This is a genomic window from Arthrobacter sp. (assembly GCF_030540645.1).
Taxonomy (GTDB): domain Bacteria; phylum Actinomycetota; class Actinomycetes; order Actinomycetales; family Micrococcaceae; genus Specibacter.
The window spans coordinates 1-17,367 of record NZ_JAUNVV010000080.1; the positions used below are offsets into that span (position 1 = coordinate 1).

The 17,367-nt window shown below is 59.1% G+C and carries 11 protein-coding genes and 2 pseudogenes; 8 read left to right on the top strand and 5 right to left on the bottom strand.

The features are described 5' to 3' along the window. The 4 genes from Q4P21_RS13220 to Q4P21_RS13235 all read right to left on the bottom strand — a co-directional run. Positions 1-654, bottom strand: a 654-nt coding sequence (locus Q4P21_RS13220) for an NAD(P)/FAD-dependent oxidoreductase (RefSeq protein ID WP_303389223.1), incomplete at its 3' end; no start/stop codon positions are given. A 1-nt stretch (position 655) separates the two neighbouring features. Beyond that, a complete protein-coding gene (locus Q4P21_RS13225; RefSeq protein WP_303389224.1) occupies positions 656-2,137 on the bottom strand; it encodes a glycosyltransferase family 87 protein in 1,482 nt (493 codons plus the stop codon). 67 nt (positions 2,138-2,204) lie between these two features. Further along, on the bottom strand, positions 2,205-2,828 hold the full coding sequence (locus Q4P21_RS13230) for a histidine phosphatase family protein (protein WP_303389225.1): 624 nt from the start codon (positions 2,826-2,828) through the stop codon (positions 2,205-2,207). A gap of 41 nt (positions 2,829-2,869) precedes the next feature. Further along, positions 2,870-4,312 carry a CCA tRNA nucleotidyltransferase gene (locus tag Q4P21_RS13235; protein ID WP_303389226.1) on the bottom strand — a complete coding sequence of 481 codons (1,443 nt, stop codon included), beginning with the start codon at positions 4,310-4,312 and terminating at the stop codon, positions 2,870-2,872. A 130-nt stretch (positions 4,313-4,442) separates the two neighbouring features. On the opposite strand from Q4P21_RS13235, the gene Q4P21_RS13240 reads away from it, so the two are divergent. From Q4P21_RS13240 to Q4P21_RS13275, 8 genes and pseudogenes are all read left to right on the top strand, one after another. After that, positions 4,443-4,982 (top strand): NUDIX hydrolase, encoded by a 540-nt coding sequence (locus tag Q4P21_RS13240; RefSeq protein ID WP_303389227.1) that lies wholly within the window; start codon positions 4,443-4,445, stop codon positions 4,980-4,982. 70 nt (positions 4,983-5,052) lie between these two features. Then, the gene (gene murJ / locus Q4P21_RS13245) at positions 5,053-6,885 is read left to right on the top strand and encodes a murein biosynthesis integral membrane protein MurJ (protein WP_303389228.1); all 1,833 of its coding nucleotides are present in this window, start codon (positions 5,053-5,055) and stop codon (positions 6,883-6,885) included. Positions 6,886-7,056: 171 nt separating this feature from the next. Then, positions 7,057-8,508, top strand: a complete 1,452-nt coding sequence (locus tag Q4P21_RS13250) for a hypothetical protein (RefSeq protein WP_303389229.1) — start codon at positions 7,057-7,059, stop codon at positions 8,506-8,508. Between the two features lie 125 nt (positions 8,509-8,633). Next, positions 8,634-9,590 (top strand): thioredoxin-disulfide reductase, encoded by a 957-nt coding sequence (gene trxB, locus Q4P21_RS13255; RefSeq protein WP_303389230.1) that lies wholly within the window; start codon positions 8,634-8,636, stop codon positions 9,588-9,590. A 16-nt stretch (positions 9,591-9,606) separates the two neighbouring features. After that, positions 9,607-9,933: a thioredoxin gene (gene trxA / locus Q4P21_RS13260; protein WP_303389231.1), complete on the top strand. Its 327-nt coding sequence runs from the start codon at positions 9,607-9,609 to the stop codon at positions 9,931-9,933. A gap of 1,799 nt (positions 9,934-11,732) precedes the next feature. Beyond that, positions 11,733-11,999, top strand: coding sequence for a hypothetical protein (locus tag Q4P21_RS13265; protein ID WP_303389232.1), 267 nt, complete (start codon positions 11,733-11,735; stop codon positions 11,997-11,999). 194 nt (positions 12,000-12,193) lie between these two features. Then, positions 12,194-12,873, top strand: a pseudogene (istB, locus tag Q4P21_RS13270) (IS21-like element helper ATPase IstB). 94 nt (positions 12,874-12,967) lie between these two features. Next, positions 12,968-13,532: pseudogene (locus Q4P21_RS13275) on the top strand (transposase); the annotation flags it as partial. 2,511 nt (positions 13,533-16,043) lie between these two features. Here the strand turns inward: Q4P21_RS13275 and Q4P21_RS13280 are convergent. Further along, positions 16,044-17,312, bottom strand: coding sequence for an IS110 family transposase (locus Q4P21_RS13280; RefSeq protein ID WP_303389233.1), 1,269 nt, complete (start codon positions 17,310-17,312; stop codon positions 16,044-16,046). Positions 17,313-17,367: the final 55 nt, after the last annotated feature.

Below are 17,367 nucleotides of genomic sequence, written 5' to 3' on the forward strand. Positions count from 1 at the left end.
GATCGCAGCGGATCCACCTCGCGGCACCGGCCATCCTTGTGCATGGGCCAGCACTCCCAGGAGCAGCCCGGCCCCGGATGTGGCTAATGATGGCAGCCGGCCGATGGCATGCGCACTGACCCCTGTCAGCATTGCAGGTGCTACGTCACCGTTAAACCCGAGGTTCCAGGCGGGCGATCCTTGGGCGAGTGTCCGCAGTCCAAAGCGCAGGGCCGCCAACGGATCTTGGGGAACGCGCAGCAGCCCGCTCTGGGTGAAGTCGATGACACCTCCGAGCCGGCGCAGCAACGGTTCCATCAGGGCCCGCCACACACGGCCATCCACACCCAATCCAGCAACCGTGCGGTCCAAGTCCCGATAAGCGATCCCGGCCCGTCCGCCGTCGAGCGGGTGCCCATAGGAAATCTCCGGCACCAAAAGCTCAATCCTGCGATCAAGCTCGAAGGCCGTGAAAAACGGAGAGGCCAGGGCCATGGGATGCACGGCTGCGCAAACGTCGTGGCGGTATCCGGGAAGGGTCAGCTCCTCAGTGCGGGTGCCACCGCCTATCGACTCGGCGGCTTCGAAAAGCTGCACCGAAAGCCCCGCGCGGGCCATGGTCACAGCGGCCGCCAGCCCGTTGGGGCCGGAACCAACCACTGCGACGTCGCTCATGTTAGCCGCGCCCGCCGGTCTGCAGCGGATCCACATCCGCACCATTGGCCGGCGCTGCCATACCGTCAACGAGCGAACCCTGCGGGTCCGTGGGCGGCCCCAGCAGGTCACCACCCTGAGGGTCCTCGACGCCGCCGCTACGCACCACGTCATGGTCTGGGTTCATCATCTCGCGAATGGTCAGTCCGATGAGGCTGGAAGTGGCCAGCCCCGCAATCAGAGCTGCGAGAAGGAAATACGGGGTGTCGATGGCATGTTGGCTGCTGATGTTACCCAAGACTTTGCTGCGGAAGAGCAGCAAGGCGATAAAGTGCGTGATGACTGCCGCCTGCCACAGCAGCACAGGACGCCAGCGGGGCAGGGCGAGTGCAACCAGTGGCAGGATCCAAACGGCATGCCATGGTTCGGTGTTCTTGCTCAGTACAACAAATCCTGCGGCGGCCACGAAAGCCAGTTGTGCCACCCGCGGCGGCTGGGGCGTATATAAAGCGAAGGCCACAAGGCCCAATATCAGCAGCACCAGCAGAACGGCGGCGGCAGTATTGGTGGTGGAAACGTCCATGGCCGGCCAGCCCAAACGCCCCGCAACCAGGTTATAGCCGCCATACAGGGAGGATTCTGAAGGTGCTGCGGCCCATAGAGTCTTCACATGGTCAGGGAACGCCCCGGGGTTGATGGCCATGACGGGAGCCAAAACCAACAGCCACGCAATCAACGCAGCTGCGAACATCTCCAGCATTTTCGTGACCCGTCCGGCACGAATCCCCAAAAAGACCAGCGCCAGCACAATCAGGATTGGGTACGACGCGGCCATGCTGGCCACTCCCAACACCGCTCCCGCCAGAAGTGTCCGACGTCGGGCAAAAAGGTACAGTGCAAGGCTCACTAGGGCGGCAGCCCAGAAATCCCAGCTCACATAGGCAACGAGGATGAGCAGAGGGCTGGCTGCCACAATGGCGGCATCCCAGATACGGCGCCCTGCCGTGCGGGCAACGACGATGACGGTAACGATCCATGCGACTGCAACCAAACCTGCGTTCAAGTCAAAGAACGCCAACTGACGCAATGCTCCGTCACCGGCTCCCTGGGTCAGGGTTACCGTGATCCCGGCAATCCAACCGGCAACCACGGAATGTTCAAAGGGGGAACCTTGGCTGAAGAACGGGAACAAGCTGCCTAACTTGTCATCGACAAAGGAGTTGGGAAACACCGACCAGCAGACGGTTGAATACTGGTCAGGCGTGGTCCAACCCGAAGTACGGCAGTGAGATTTCGTCATGACGGCGATAATTGCCGAAACAGCCGTCATCAGGACCAGCACGCGCTCCACCGTGAAAAATCCGGGGTTCACCGACCCAGGTGCTGTGTGCTTTCCCAGCGGACCGCCCACTGGCTCCGTCATGGTGCGCAAAAGTGGGTCGCTGCGTGACGGCACCACTATGGGATGCCGGGTGGAGGTCCCCGAGGCCTGTGATTCGTGCATGCACACGAGCCTACCGGTTCACTGCCGCCTGGCCGATCCCCTCACAGTGGATCCCGTGGCTTTTGAACTACAGGCCCCACTGCTCCACGGCAGGAGTTTTCTTGTCCCAACCCAAAGTGCACACTTTGGCTGTGCCCAAAACAAAGTGGCGGCCTTCCCCGCCCGGCAGCCCGAGCCAGCGGGCGGTGAGGATGCGCAGGAAGTGGCCGTGCGCCACCAGCAGGACGTTGGCTGGTTCGCCGTCTGCCCGCTGCACGGCCCGCACCCGGGCAACAATTTTGTCGGCGCGCGCCGACACCTGTTCCAGCGTCTCACCGTTGGGCACGCCGTTGTCCCAAATCAGGTACCCGGGGTTTTGTGCCCGAACCACCCCGCTGTTGATGCCTTCATAGTCGCCGTAGTCCCATTCCACGGCATTGGGTTCAACCTCCGCCTCGGGGAAGCCTGCCAGCGTGGCTGTCACGTGCGCCCGCTGCAATGGTGAGGTCAGGACCAAGTCAAGTTCGACGTCGGACAAGGCAGCCCGTGCCGAGCGGGCTTGAGCTTCCCCCACCTCTGTCAACGGCAGATCCGTCAATCCCGTGTATTGGCCGCTGCGGGACCATTCAGTCTCACCGTGGCGCAGCAGCCACAGCTTGGGGCCTCCCGGGACGGGTGGTGCCGGGGTGATCTCTGTCTGGCTCTGGCTCATGGTGTTATATTCCAATCGACGAATATTTTTCTAATGTGCTCTCAGGCGGGCTGGGATTCGGGTTGTTCCGCCCACCACCTCAGCAATTCTTCCCCTGCTTTGGCAGCACCCAGCGGCCCGTGTTCCATGCGCAGTTCAAGCAGGAAGTTATAGGCACGCCCCACCACGCGGCCCGGTTTGATGTCCAGCAGGTCCATAATGGCTTCGCCGTCTAGATCCGGGCGAATGGCATCGAGTTCCTCTTGCTCGGCCAGCACGGCAATGCGCTGTTCAAGGTCGTCGTAGGCGAAGGCAAGCCGTTCGGCTTTGCGCTGGTTGCGGGTGGTGACATCGGAACGCGTCAGCCGGTGCAACCGTTCCAGCAGTGGCCCGGCATCCGTTACGTAACGGCGCACCGCCGAATCAGTCCAACCGGCTTCGCCATAACCATAAAAGCGCATGTGCAGCTCAACCAGGCGGGAGACGGCCTTGATCGAATCATTGTCAAAGCGCAGGGCCCGCATCCGCTTGGCCGTCAGCTTCGCACCAGCCAGGTCATGGTGCCTGAAGCTCACAGCGCCGCCCGGCTCAAAACGGCGGGTCTTGGGCTTGCCGACGTCGTGCATCAAGGCAGCAAAACGCAGCACAAAGTCGGGGCCTGGAACGGGACCATCAGGCCCGCTCTCCAATTCTGCCGCCTGCTCCAAAACCTGCAAAGAGTGCTGATAAACGTCCTTATGGCGGTGGTGTTCATCCGTTTCCAGCTGCAGTGCAGGTATTTCCGGCAGCACCAGGGCGGCCAGCCCAGTCTCCACAAGAATGTCCACGCCAGCGCGTGGGTGTGCCCCGCAAATCAGTTTCACAAGTTCGTCACGGATCCGCTCAGCGGAAATGATGCTGATCCGCCCCGCCATGTCAGTCATCGCCGCAACGACGTCCGGCGCCAGCGTAAAACCAAGTTGGGAAGCAAACCGTGCTGCACGCATCATGCGCAGCGGGTCGTCCGAGAAGGAGTCTTCGGCCTTACCGGGGGTACGCAGCAAACCAGCTGCCAGATCCTTTGCACCGCCAAAGGGGTCTATAAGTTCCATGGCGGGCAGTCGCAGCGCCATGGCATTGACACTGAAGTCGCGGCGCTGCAAATCCTCTACAAGGGAGGTGCCAAAGGCCACCACGGGCTTGCGCGACTCAGGGTCATACGCCTCGGCACGGTAGGTGGTGATCTCAATGAGCAGCACCTGCTTGTTCCTGTTGCGCTTGCGGAAGCCGATGGTGCCAAAGTCGCGGCCCATCTCCCAGTGCGAATCCGCCCACTTCTTTGCCACTGACAGAATTTCTTCAGGGGTGGCATTGGTGGTGAAATCCAGATCCGGGGAAGTACGCCCCAGGAACAAGTCACGGACAGGCCCGCCCACAAGGGAAAGCTCGTAGCCGGCGTCGGCAAAGAGCCGTCCCAGTTCGAGAACTACTGGGTCAAATTTCGAAGTATCGAGCACTAAATCCATGGTTCCTTAACAATGCCAGACTTTTGCCGCTGGACTAGTGCCGCTGCCGTGCCGCACCCGGTGACACCCCCAAAAACTTCAGTTTCCGACCTGTCATCATCCGTGGGCAAAGATAGCTAGAGTGGACTCCATGGTTCACCCCGTGCCCCGCGCGCCGAAGAGGAACCCGTTGCCGTCGGCAATGGGGAAGTCTTCCGCGCCTACAGCGCCCAGTGTTCCAAGCCAGCTGCCCACGATTGAGGAAATTTCCGCAGGTGGCGTCGTCGTTGAAATGCACGACGGCGAACCCCGGGTTGCGATTATCGCCCGCATCAACCGCGGTGGCAGGCTTGAGTGGTGCCTACCCAAGGGGCACCCAGAGGGTGCGGAAACCCATGCGGAAGCTGCTGTTCGTGAGATCGAAGAGGAAACCGGCATCGCAGGGGATATTTTGGCCCCGCTTGGCAGCATTGACTACTGGTTCACTGTCAGCGGCCACCGGGTCCACAAGACAGTCCACCACTTCCTGCTGCGTGCCACCGGTGGTTTGCTCACCATTGAAAACGATCCCGACCATGAAGCCGTCGACGTCGCCTGGGTGCGCATCGATGATCTGGCCAAGAAGCTCTCCTTCCCCAACGAGCGGCGCATCAGCGACCTGGCCCGTGAACTGCTCCCGGAATATTTCTAAGGAACTTTCCTCCTGCCTTTGTGAGCCCTTGCCAGCAGTCACTAAGCCAGCAGTGAGATGATGGGACACAATGTCTAACGATGAACGGCTCAGCAACTCGCCGAAACCCGCAGCAGCCCCACCTTTGGCTGCCCAGCCCAGTACTAAGGCACACGCCTTGACCGTCACCTCGAACCGCGGCCAAACGCCATCGTCCGTGGTTGGCCCAGTTACACCCACCATGGATGTGACAGGAGCCACCGGAACCAAGGCAGGCACACTGGCACCCAGCAGTGCCAGGTCCAGTGCAACCATGGCTATCGGCACGCTGGCGTCACGTATTTTGGGTTTCATCAAAGCCATGATGCTCGGTATTGCCATTGCCGGCACCGCCATCGCCACGATTTTTGAAGGCTCCAACTACCTTCCAAACCTGATTTTCCTGCTTCTTGCCGGTGGCGTGTTCAATGCCGTGCTGATCCCGCAGATCGCCAAGGCCAGCAAACAACCGGACAAGGGCACCGACTTCATTTCAAGGCTCCTCACCTTGGGGGTTGTGGGTCTTCTTGGGATTACAGTCGTGGTCATGCTTCTGGTGGGGCCCATTCTGGGGATCTTCACCTCTTTTAGGGGAAGCGAATTACAGCTGGCTATCACTTTCGGTCTGTTCCTGCTGCCCCAAATTTTCTTTTATGGGCTGTTTTCGCTGTTGGGCCAGGTTCTGAACGCCCACAATGCCTTCAAGGCCTATGCCTGGGCTCCCGTCGTCAACAATGTGGTGGCCATTGCCGGGCTGCTCGTATTTATTATCATCTCCGGCAGTGCCGTCTCAACACCCCACACGGTGGAAAATTGGACCATCGGCCAGACATGGATCCTTGCCGGAACGGCCACCTTAGGCATTGTGGCGCAATCGGCCGTGCTCATTATTCCCGTCCACCGGCTCGGCCTGAATCTGCGGCCCAAGTTCGGATTGAAGGGCACCGGTTTGGGGGCCACTGCCAGGGTTGCCGGCTGGACCATGGGCACCATGATCATCGGCAATTTAACGTTCCTTGTTATCCTCCGCGTTGCCACCATCCCGCTGGGCGGCAGCACCGGGGGGGACCCGGGTATCCCGGATATTTTCGTTTTGAACCGGGCCACTGAGCTGTACATCATGCCGCACTCAATTATTGCCCTGTCCATTGCCACGGTGATGTTCACGGCCATGGCCCACGCTGCGGCACGCAAGGACATGTCCGGCTTGCGCACCTCGTTGGCGGGGGCCTTGCGCACCACGGGAATGGCCACAGTGTTTGCCGGCATCGCCCTCGTGGTGCTTTCGGGCCCGCTAGGGATGCTCTTTAGCGGTAATCAGGAAACGGTGGGACGCCACGTTGCGATCACGCTGGCTATTCTGGCCGTTGGGGCACCGTTCTACAGCATCAACTTCATCCTCAACAGAGTCTTCTACGCACAGGAAGACGCCCGCACACCGTTCATCATCCAATGCATCATGGTAGGGCTGGGTCTCACCACCGCCCTGCTCGCAAGCCTGCTCCCGCAGGAGTGGATCATCTACGGGCTTGCAGCCAGTTACACCCTCAGCAACGTGGTGGCTCCCATAGTCAGCCACATCTTCCTCAAGCGGAAGCTCGGCAACTACGGCGGCGGATTGATCATGCGGGCGCACATGCGCTTCCTAGTGGCGGCTCTGGTGGCCGGAATAGCCGGGGAGCTGACCCTGCGCATGTTTGGCAGTGCCTCAAGTACCGGCTTCATGTGGACGTCCATTGCCGCTTCCGCGCTGGCGTTGGCCGTGGTGGGGACGCTCATGGCGGTCATCTACATCCTGATCCTCAAGCGTCTGCGCGTCGACGAAGTGGATGCCCTCCTCAACCCCCTGCTGGGAAGACTCAGAAACCGCCTCCCCATCGGCTAAATCCTGTCTGCAGTGCGCGAAGCACGGCCACTGGACAAAATAATTTGGAACCAACAGCACCCGGCCGATGCGGCAACCATGGTTCTCGCAGCGTTTTCCTATAGAATCAGTCCAAATATGGCTTCGTGTGTATGACTTGCACGGGCCCCATGCATGTAAGAGGAGGATTTGGTGCCACAACCCATCGATGTGGGCTCCATCCTAGGCGGGCGCTACAAAGTGACCGGCCGCATCTTGGCCTCCGCCGAGAATGACGTCATTCTGGATGGTCTGGACCAAGTCCTGAATCGCCCTGTCAGCATATTGGTTTCTGCGGTTGAGAATACAGCGAACCTGACCCAGAGCGCCCGAGACGTTGCGACGGGAACACGCCTTTCCAACGTCTCGATTCTGGATTTTGGCGTTCAGGACGATGCCACCTACCTCATTGCAGCTCGGACCTCTTCAGCGGACCTGCTGGACCTCGTTGTCCCCACTGAACCGCAGGAAGATGTCTACCAGGAACCGTTCTTCACCGACACGCTTGGTACCGAAATCTTTGGTACGGCACGTGACGCCGCACCCGCAGGCGGAGCATATGTCTACGATGACAATTCTCCGCTAACCCCGGCACACCCGCTGCCCAAGGTCGTGCACGACGCACCCCATTTAGCGCCCCCACCCATGCCAACCAAAGCACCGGCAACACCGAAGACCACCCCGGGTGCCGCCGTCGTACCTCCAGTTGCCCCTGCATCACAAGCGGCCCCCACACCACAAGCGGAACCAGAAGCACCTGCGTCAAAGGTGACGTTATGGGATGAAGAGGACTACGGCTTCATCAACGAGGACTCCCAGCAAGAGGCAGCGGATGCGCGCCGCCCCGGCACCTTTCCGGCAGAATTCCTCAGCGCCAGCGATGCTTACGGACAAGATGGTGCGCCCTCGGAACCAGACGATGATTTGGAAGAGGACGACGGAAACGCTCCCCGTTCGGGCGGACGCTGGCTAACCGGGGCAATCGTGGGTGTACTGCTAATTGGAGCCCTCATCTTCGCTGTGCAGCACATCAGTGGACTGTTCAACGCTGGTGAGAATCAGGCTGGGACCACCACGTCCGCGCCTGCGTCACCGCAAGCCAGTGACAAGCCAGCCGCCACTGATGCACCACCACCTCCGGCAGTTGTTGCTCCCGTCATCACAGGCCTGACAGATATCACAGTCTTCGCCCCTGGTGTCCAGAACTATGCCGAGACGTTCTTCCCGCGCCTCAAGGACGCCATTGACGGAAACAAGGGCACATATTGGCCCACAGTGGAGTATTCCAACGCCGACTTCGCCGGTCTTAACGACGGCATCAATTTAGTTGTTGCGTTGAAGGAAGAGTCCACCATCGGTTCCGTGAGTATCAGCCAGCTGGCCGGAACGGGTGGGCAGTTCAACATCTTGACCAACTCCGTGCCTGAGCTTCAGGGTGCCACGAAGATCGGGAGCGGCTCCTTCAGTGCCCCCGACTTTACACTCACAGCTGCCGCCGGAGTAAAGGCGAAATACGTGATCATCAACTTCACGCAGCTTCCTAAACTTCAGCCGTTCGTGACTTATCCCTATGGTTTAAAGATCACCGAGATTAGCATCAAGTAACACGTCTAATTCCTCCGCGCTTGCGTGAAAGGAATATCCGCATGGTTGAACCAGTTGTGGATAGCGAAGGTCCAAACGAGCCGCACCGCCGCGGACAGTCAATGTAGGAAGAGGAACACTTACCCGTGAGCACGCAAGCAACCCCCGCAAGCGACGTCCGTGATGTCATCATCGTAGGTTCTGGGCCTGCTGGATACACTGCAGCGATCTACACAGCCCGCGCTGATCTGAAGCCGTTGATGATCGCTGGCTCCGTGACCGCTGGTGGCGAACTGATGAACACCACCGATGTCGAAAACTTCCCCGGGTTTCCCGAAGGCATCATGGGCCCGGATCTCATGGAAAACCTTGGCCAACAGGCCGAGAGATTCGGCACAGAAGTGATGTACGACGACGTTACGTCCGTCGAACTCGAAGGCGCCATCAAGACTGTGACACTGGCTGACGGACAGGAATTCAAGGCCCGCACAGTGATCATTTCCACTGGGTCCGCGTACCGTGAAATGGGTGTCGAGGGTGAAAAGCGTCTGGTCGGCCACGGTGTGAGCTCATGCGCCACGTGTGACGGCTTCTTCTTCAAGGGCCACGACATCGCAGTCATTGGTGGTGGTGATTCCGCCATGGAAGAAGCCATCTTCCTGACGAAGTTTGCGGAGACCGTCACTGTTGTGCACCGCCGGGATACTCTCCGTGCTTCCAAGATCATGGCAGACCGGGCCTTGAACCACCCGAAGATCAAGTTCGTTTGGGACAGTGCCGTTGACGCCGTTCTTGGTGATGCAAAGGTCAGTGGTGTTCGGCTCAACAACCTGATCACAGGTGAGAAGAGCGAGCTTGCTGTAACAGGCGTATTCGTTGCCATAGGCAACGATCCTCGTGTCGATTTGGTCAAGGGGGTTCTTGACCTCACTGCAGCAGGAACCATTGCCGTTGAAGGCAGAACTTCCAAGACAACCCTTCCGGGCGTCTTCGCAGCCGGAGACGTAGTGGACCCCACCTATCGTCAGGCAATTACCGCGGCCGGTTCCGGATGTGTTGCTGCACTTGATGTAGAGCACTACCTAGCCGATCAAGATTCCTAAGAGAAAGTAGTTCACTATGAGCAACGCCAAGAGCGCAACAGATGCAACATTCAGCGATGAAGTCTTGAACTCCGAAAAGCCTGTAATTGTAGACTTCTGGGCTGAGTGGTGCGGCCCCTGCCGCAAACTCGGCCCTATCCTGGATGAAATCTCTGTTGAGTATGCTGACAAGATCGACGTCGTCAAGGTCGATGTCGACGCCAACCCAGCCATTTCAGCCAAATATGGAATCACGTCCATTCCTGCCGTATACCTCTTCCAAGGTGGCGAAGTGCGGAGCACAGTTGTAGGTGCACGCCCCAAGCAGTACTTTGAAAAGGAATTTGCAGAGTACCTAAAGTAAAGTCTCCTCTTTGGTTTTTCAGGTGTGGATCGGACTAGGTCCGATCCACACCCATTTAACCAACCCTTAGGGCTTCTCCCAGATCGATTCTAAGCACCAAAAGTCGAGGTGACATTATTTGGGAAACACCCCCATATCCTCCCAATCTGACACTTTGGGTTGGAATTCTGCTGTTCCGACCCACTCCCTAGTTTCACGTGAAACAAATACTGGCGGCCCAATGTGTAGAGAGCCTAATGGTGGTCAAGCCTGCTGGGTCCCGCCCACAAGGCGTCTACTTCCGGGATGCGCGTGAATCGTTGTCATCGCCAGTCAAAAATGGGGCCAGTATTGCCAGCTGAGAGTAATGTCGCCTGGCTCAATTGAAAGTTAACAATGGGGATGGCTGGGCAACTAGGAACTGCCGCTCTGCAAACGAAGAGTGTTTCCCCGCGGGAGCCAATGAAGAAGCTGGGTCTCTCAAGTGAGGCCGTTGGTCGGGAGCCACCGCCGGAGACCACGCCGAGGTACGAGCGCGCCGACAGGATACTCTCCCGAAGTGGTCGGGAGAGGGGCGTGCGGTTTTTGTTGAGTGGGAAACCGAGGATGCCGCCAACGGTGTTGGCCGGGCGGCTCGCATGGTCTGCTCCTCATCGTTGTTCCGGGCTTAGGACTCTGCGATCCGGATGGAGTAGGCACGAGAGCGGAACCCAAGGAGCGGGTACTTCCGGCGTGGGTCCATGCCCAGGCGGGATTTCAATCATCCTCGTGACTTCAACGACGAGCTTGAGGCGTGGTTTCCAAGACCGGATCCCCCGCTACACACGTTCCTCTTTACCTTCCTAGTAGCCCCCCAACTAGGTAGGGATTGGGGTTGATGGCCTGTCGGTCCCAGCATGACTACGTGCCTCAGTCATTGATGATCCCAAGGTCTTGTCACCGTAGGACATCCGAACGAGCGTTTCACAGGACACTGCTTCCGAGAGGTCTACGTTGATCGAGGACCACGATCAATTTGACGTCTCTATAGGCATTGACGTTTGCAAAGGCAATCATGGCACGGACGCCATCGATCGGAACGGTATAGAGCTTCTGGACCGGACTCTGCCCCAGGCCGATGGGACCATCGTCGGCTCCATTCCAGGCGTGGCTGTCAACGCCAACAGAAAATAGGGCCAGCTGACATCGTTGAAGGTGACCAATTTGGATAATTGGGTAACTATCCGCCACCGCTTTGCGAATGAGAGGATTTCCAGGCGGGAGCTGGAAACAGCTAGGCGTCTCACGCAGGACCGTAGATCATGCGTTGGCCGCAGATGCTGCGCCAAAGTATGAACGCAGACCGGCCGGGTCTGCGTACGAGCGTTCGAGCGTTCGAGAAGGACGTTCGTCGGCTGCTGGCGGGGACTCCCATGATGGCAGCGACGGTATTGGCCGAGCGGGTGGGCTGGTCCGGGGCGGCGTCACTGTTCCGAGCGAAGGTTGCCGCCATTAGGCCTGAGTACGCGCCGCAGACCCGACGGACCGGCTCGTGCATGAACCGGGAAAGGCCGTGCGGTGCGATCTATGGTTCCCGCACCAGGGACTGCCGTTGGGCTACGGGCAGGAAGGGAAGCCGCCGGTACTGGTGATAACTAGTGCCCATTCCGGGTTCGTGCAGACCCGCATGATTCCCTCCTGCACCACCGAGGACCTCCTCGGTGGCATGTGGGAGCTGATCCAGGAAGCCGGGGCGGTCCCGGCCAGGCAGGGGTGGGACTTTCGAGACCGGTATTGGCCGGGGAAAGCTGACCGAGGCTGCCAGCGCGTTTGCCTGGGTTTTGGGCACCGAGATCAAGCTCTTGATACCGATGGATCCTGAGTCCAAGGGCATGGTGGAGCGGATGAACGGGTTCTTCCGCTGCGGGTTCATGCCCGGGCGGGTCTTCATAGACCCGCACGACTTCAACGACCAGCTCGATGCGTGGCTGCCGCGTGCCAACGCCCGCTACACCCGCTCGCCTCACGGGGCTCCGGCAGATTTGGTAGCTGCGGACCGGGCCGCGATACGTCCGCTGGGTCCCATCGCCCCGGATGCGGTTCCGTAAGGAAATCCGCCTGCCAAGGGACTACTACGTGCGGGTGCATCCCAAAGACTACTCCGTGGATCCGTCCGCGATCGGCTGGCTGGTGCAGGTCACTGCCGATCTGGCTACGGTCACTGTCACCTCCGGGACGGCAAGGACATTGAGTACTACGCCCGCGCACTGCGGGCCCAAGGATTGGGGACGGGTACCGGCATCTGGCCGATAATGCCCGCACCGCAGGGTGGAGCCGCGAGGAATACCTCCCCGCCGTGCTCTCCAGTGAGGTGGTCGAGCGGGAAGCCTCCGGCGCGGCCCTGCGGATCAAGGCAGCGAAGTTCCCCGGCCACAAGACTCTGGACAATTTCAACTTCGACCATCAACCCGCTGCTGACCGGTCTCTCATCGCGCACCTGGGCACTGGGGTGTTCCTAGAAGAAGCAAAAACGTGGTCCTGCTCAGCCCTCCCGGTACCGGTAAATCCCATTTAGCTGTGGGTATCGCCACCCGTGCCGCACACGCCAGGCGCCGGGTCCTCTTCGACTCCGCCACCGGCGGGGTCGCCCGTCTGGCCGAGGCCCACAACCGTGGCCAATTAACGGCGGAACTAACGAAACTCCGCCGCTACAAGGTCCTTGTGATTGACGAAGTAGGCTTCATTCCGTTCGATCAGGACTCCGCGAACTTGTTCTTCCAGCTCGTCTCCTCCCGCTACGAACGGGCCTCGCTGATCCTGACCAGCAACCTTGCGTTCAGCCGCTGGGCGGAGGTCTTCGGTGACGCCACGATCGCCTCGGCCATGATCGATCGAATCGTCCACCACGCGGAAGTCATCAACCTCTCCGGCAACAGCTACCGGCTCCAAGGCCGGATCAAAACACAAACCATGGCACCATAAAACCACACACCGTGGCCCTGCTTTCAAATGGCAAAAGCGGCCCTATATTCGGTTGGCGTTGACACTTCGCAGCGCCGGCCCTGCCGGGGGCATAGCTCTACTTTCGAAGCATGCTCCACGGGCCGGGAAACGTTGTACCGCCGACATATTCACAGCCTTGGATGAGGAGACCGTGGCTGTAGCGGGAACCGGCGCTGCAGGCATTCTCCTGGCCCAGCTCGCCGCAATGCTCAAGCAGCCTCCCACCGCCCGTGAAGAGGTCCTCACACAGGTTGAAGCACTCGTGGAGGCCCACCCTCGTCACCTTGTCCTGACTTCCATGCCAGCTGTCGTGGTCGGGACAGAAGCACGCATCATCACCGAAGTTGCGGACAAGGAATTCAAGACTGCCGACCACCTCGCCTCCTAGGCTGGCCTGGCACCAATGACCAGACGATCAGGTACCTCAATCCGTAGCGACCACTCCTCCAAAAAGGGCAACAAGAGCGCTAAGCGCGCCTTCTTCCCCTCCGCTTTCGTAGCCCTGACAGACCCACTCTCCCGCGCCTACGACGACCGCAAACGATCTGAAGGAATACGACACAACTAGGCACTGATCGCCCTCGCCCGGCGCCGCTTGCGACGTGCTCTTCGTGATGCTCCGCGACGGCTCCCTCTGACACACCAACCAGGAAAACCACATAGCCGCTCAAAGAAGCGGCTGCCGGACGCACCGGTAGACAGAATCACCTTTCCAAAAATATTTCCTCAATATATTGGAATAAAAACTGCTAAAGCCCTTGATGAAAAACATAGGCACATCCATCACCAAGCAACGACTGCGACCAGGGCACCAAGGCCGTTGTCAACATCGACTGTAAGCCTGCCGCAATATCGCTAGCGGCAGGGGTTGTGGCGATAGCGCTGATGTCTACGTGGGGTTTCCGTTGGCACCCCATATCGCTTCGACGGGTAGACGGGCCAGATATTCGACCCCGTCTACGGCTGCCCCCTATAAGGGCTACCGGAACGCTGTAACGATCCTGTTGTCCGACGATGTTCCGCACCACCGCCACTCAGCTCCGTGCCATTACCATTGCCTACAACGACCTCCTCGCCTACCCCAGTTTTGCATTTGCACCCCCATAAAGCTGGCATGCATTTTGACGATCCTCGACGGTCACGTTAGTGGATCGGCCTGACCGTTTCACGTGAAACAACCGATCCATTGTGAGCCATTAGACTAGGTCGATCTGCAGGCCCATTCGTTTCAGTGCAATTCGAGGACCAAGAGTAATATCCAGTGCCACGAGCTACTGAGCAAGACGCAATGGCTTCCTCAACATTGTCAGTACCCAAAACGCAGTTGTACAAAAAGTAGCCCTACTGCAGTCGAACATCTGATCAAGCCGTCCGTGCGAGAGGCAGGCACTACTGCGCTGGGGCAACGTTATCCCTAGGCATCCAACCAAGGATCGAATTCCTCATAGACTAGCCAAGGAGCCGGTTACCGGAAGATGTCGTCCGCAAGTTGCTAGTAAGAATGGTGTAGAACAGTCTGGAGGGCTCGGCAATGGGGTGTCAACCTCAACCAGGGCGCCCAAAAAAGCACTACACTGAGCAACTCCGCCACCAATTGCCGCACATTGGGCACGATTGCTGGCATTCCAACGTGTTAACTGGCAGATGACAAGTAGATTTACATTGTTCTGCCTGTAGCATCAGGGCGATCAGCATTCTACAAGCAATTGAATTTGCACATACATACGGCTTGAACGCTCTGCCGTGCCAACCGCTTTCCTCTCTACAGGGTACAGGCTGTTGGCACAAGGGCTGAGACTACGGTTGATATCGTCTCCCTAAGTATCTAGCTGTCGGCCCTCTGTTTACCAAGGCGGATTGCACCCGCACTGCCTTCTATATGTCTCATTCCTGACGTCCATTCTGCTCTCCGAGCACGGTTTCCCGGTGGGCACGTGTTGTGCCTGCCATTCTTTGGTGATGGGTGGTCATCCTTGTTGACGACGTTGACCCAGTGATCTAGGCGTCACTGGCGGCGTCAGGGTAACGATCAAATCTGCGATTTCTGCCGTCACTAAACATCTTTTGTCAGCAGGTTGGCAACTTGATCTTCCCAGACCTGCCGTCGGTGGGTGCATTATCCGTTCCGGGGCGCTGCTGGTTCCACACAAAATGGCCCCTCCCAGCCGCGGCACGATAGCCAAAAGTCATTTGCATGGACGTTGATCTGGCGAATAGGAGCGTTCATGATGATCATCGTGGCTACCGTGCAGGAATCCAAGGGAGCCTTGCGGGCAGGCTCGGTGCCGCGCCCAGACCGAACGGGGGCAAGGGCACCCAGATACGGTGGCTGGCCGCGCTGTGCGTACGGGCACCGACGTCCTTGAGGTCATTGGCGACGGCCATGGCGGCCAATGCTTCAGGTCAGGTCCATCGTATGGTCACCGCGGGGATGGGGTACCTCGTCTCGATCACGACCAATCCCACGAATTCCACCAATTCCACCGTCATTAGAGGCGAAGCCAGCACTGTCTAACAATGCAACGGGTAACAGCAGGCCTAGGGTCTCTCTAGTAGGTGTTCAGTGATCACTGCAGCCCTGTCTGCTGAAGTAGCGTGCACCAAATTGGCTCCGTTGGATGCTCACTGATCAAATCGTTGTACTTCGAGGCCTTGTCTGTCTGGTTGATGTGGCGCTGGTCAGACTCGCAAAAGCATGGATGTGTACCCGACAATCAGAAACAAGACCTCTCCCAGCTAGACAAAAAGTGCTCTCCCCCAGCGCCTACACTCCAACCCACTACACTTGGGGTTCCCCCATCGACGGAGGAGCCTGATAATCGTTCAAAGAACCACCCTCTCGTGCACCCTCTGAATTGAAGAACAAGAACTCCCAAACCGTGTTGTTACGTGACACCGCGGCGTCTTTGAGTTCTGGGGGTGGTCTCCGTGAACATGACGCACATATACTTGCCAGTGAATTCTAGGGCTACAACTGGTCCCTTGAATATTGCCTCGCCCGTAAATTAGCATCGATCTCCTTCAGGAGGGTGTCCCTATGTTCTTCGTCAAGGGTTTGGGTGGAGTTCTTCAAAGTTTCTTGAGTCTTTGATGTTGGGCAGGTGGTAGTGGCTGCCGGTGCGTGCCCGTCAGCTGGTTGCTGGGAGTGCTTATGTGGTTTTAGGGGCCGGTGCGTCGTAGAGGGTGCCGTCGCGGAGCATCGCGAAGAGCACGTCGCGGCGGCGCCGGGCTAGGGCGATGAGTGCTTGGTTGTGTCGTTTCCCCTGCGCTCGTTTCCGGTCGTAGTAGGCGCGTGAGAGTGGGTCCTTCAAGGCGGCGAACGCGGAGAGGAAGAACGCACGTTTGAGGGTCTTGTTGCCCTTCTTGGAGGGGTGGTCGCCGCGGATCGAGGTTCCTGATCGCCACGTCACTGGTGCGAGCCCGGCGTAGGAGGCGAGATGGCCGGAGGTCTTGAAATCTTTGCCCACAACTTCACTGATGATGCGTGCTTCCGTCCTGACCCCGACCGCTGGCATGGAGGTCAGGACGAGGTGAAGAGGGTGGTCCTCCACGAGGGCTTCGATCTGGGTGAGCATCTGGTCCCTGGAGGTGCGCAGCTGCTTGAGCATCGCCGCGAGCTGCGGCAGTACCGTCCCGGCAGCGTTCGTGCCAGCGACCACGACGGTCTGCTCAGCCAACGCAGTGAAAACTTCTGCCGCCCAGCCCTTCCCGGCCCGCGGCGCGTACCGCGATAACAGCGTCGCAGCCCTGGCCTGGCCGGCTTTGCGCAGCTTGTCCGGTGTCGGGTATTTGATCAGCAGTTCGGCCATGGCTGGGTGGTCTAGGTGCTTGCCCACGACCCGTTCAAGGGCTGGATGGATCTGGGTGAGTAGGCCGCGGATCCTGTTCGAGGTAGCGGTGGCCTGCTTGGCCAAATCGTCATCAAAACCGCACAACATTGAGAGTTCTGCGGCTTGCTCGTCAGCGAGCACGATGGAGCGCAGCGTGTGCGGCAGAGAACGGGCGGCCTCAGCAATGATGGCAGCGTCTCGGGCATCCGTCTTGGCCTCGCCTGGGTGCAGATCAGCGATCCGGCGCATCGCCAGCCCGGGCAAGTATCCGACCATGATGCCCTCCGCCTGAGCCACCGCTACCGGCAGGGCGCCGATGGTGGAGGGCTGATCCACGACCAGCAACACGGTGCCCTTTTTTGCAACGGAGCGGATGATTGCTTGTAGTTTTGCCTCGTCCTGGGGCAGCGCCCGGTCGAGGAGTTTCTTGCCCTTGCGGTCGATGGCGACCGCATGGTGATTGCTCTTGCCGACGTCAACACCGATGAAGATATCGACTTGGTCATGGTCCTTGATCAACGCAAACCTCCCAGAAATAGTGTTCTGTGAAACTGTGTTGGCTTGTCCTGCGGCAGCAAGGCTCGGCATCCACGTTACGGCTGACCTACACGGTGTTTCCTTGTGCTGGTCCGGTCCCCATTAG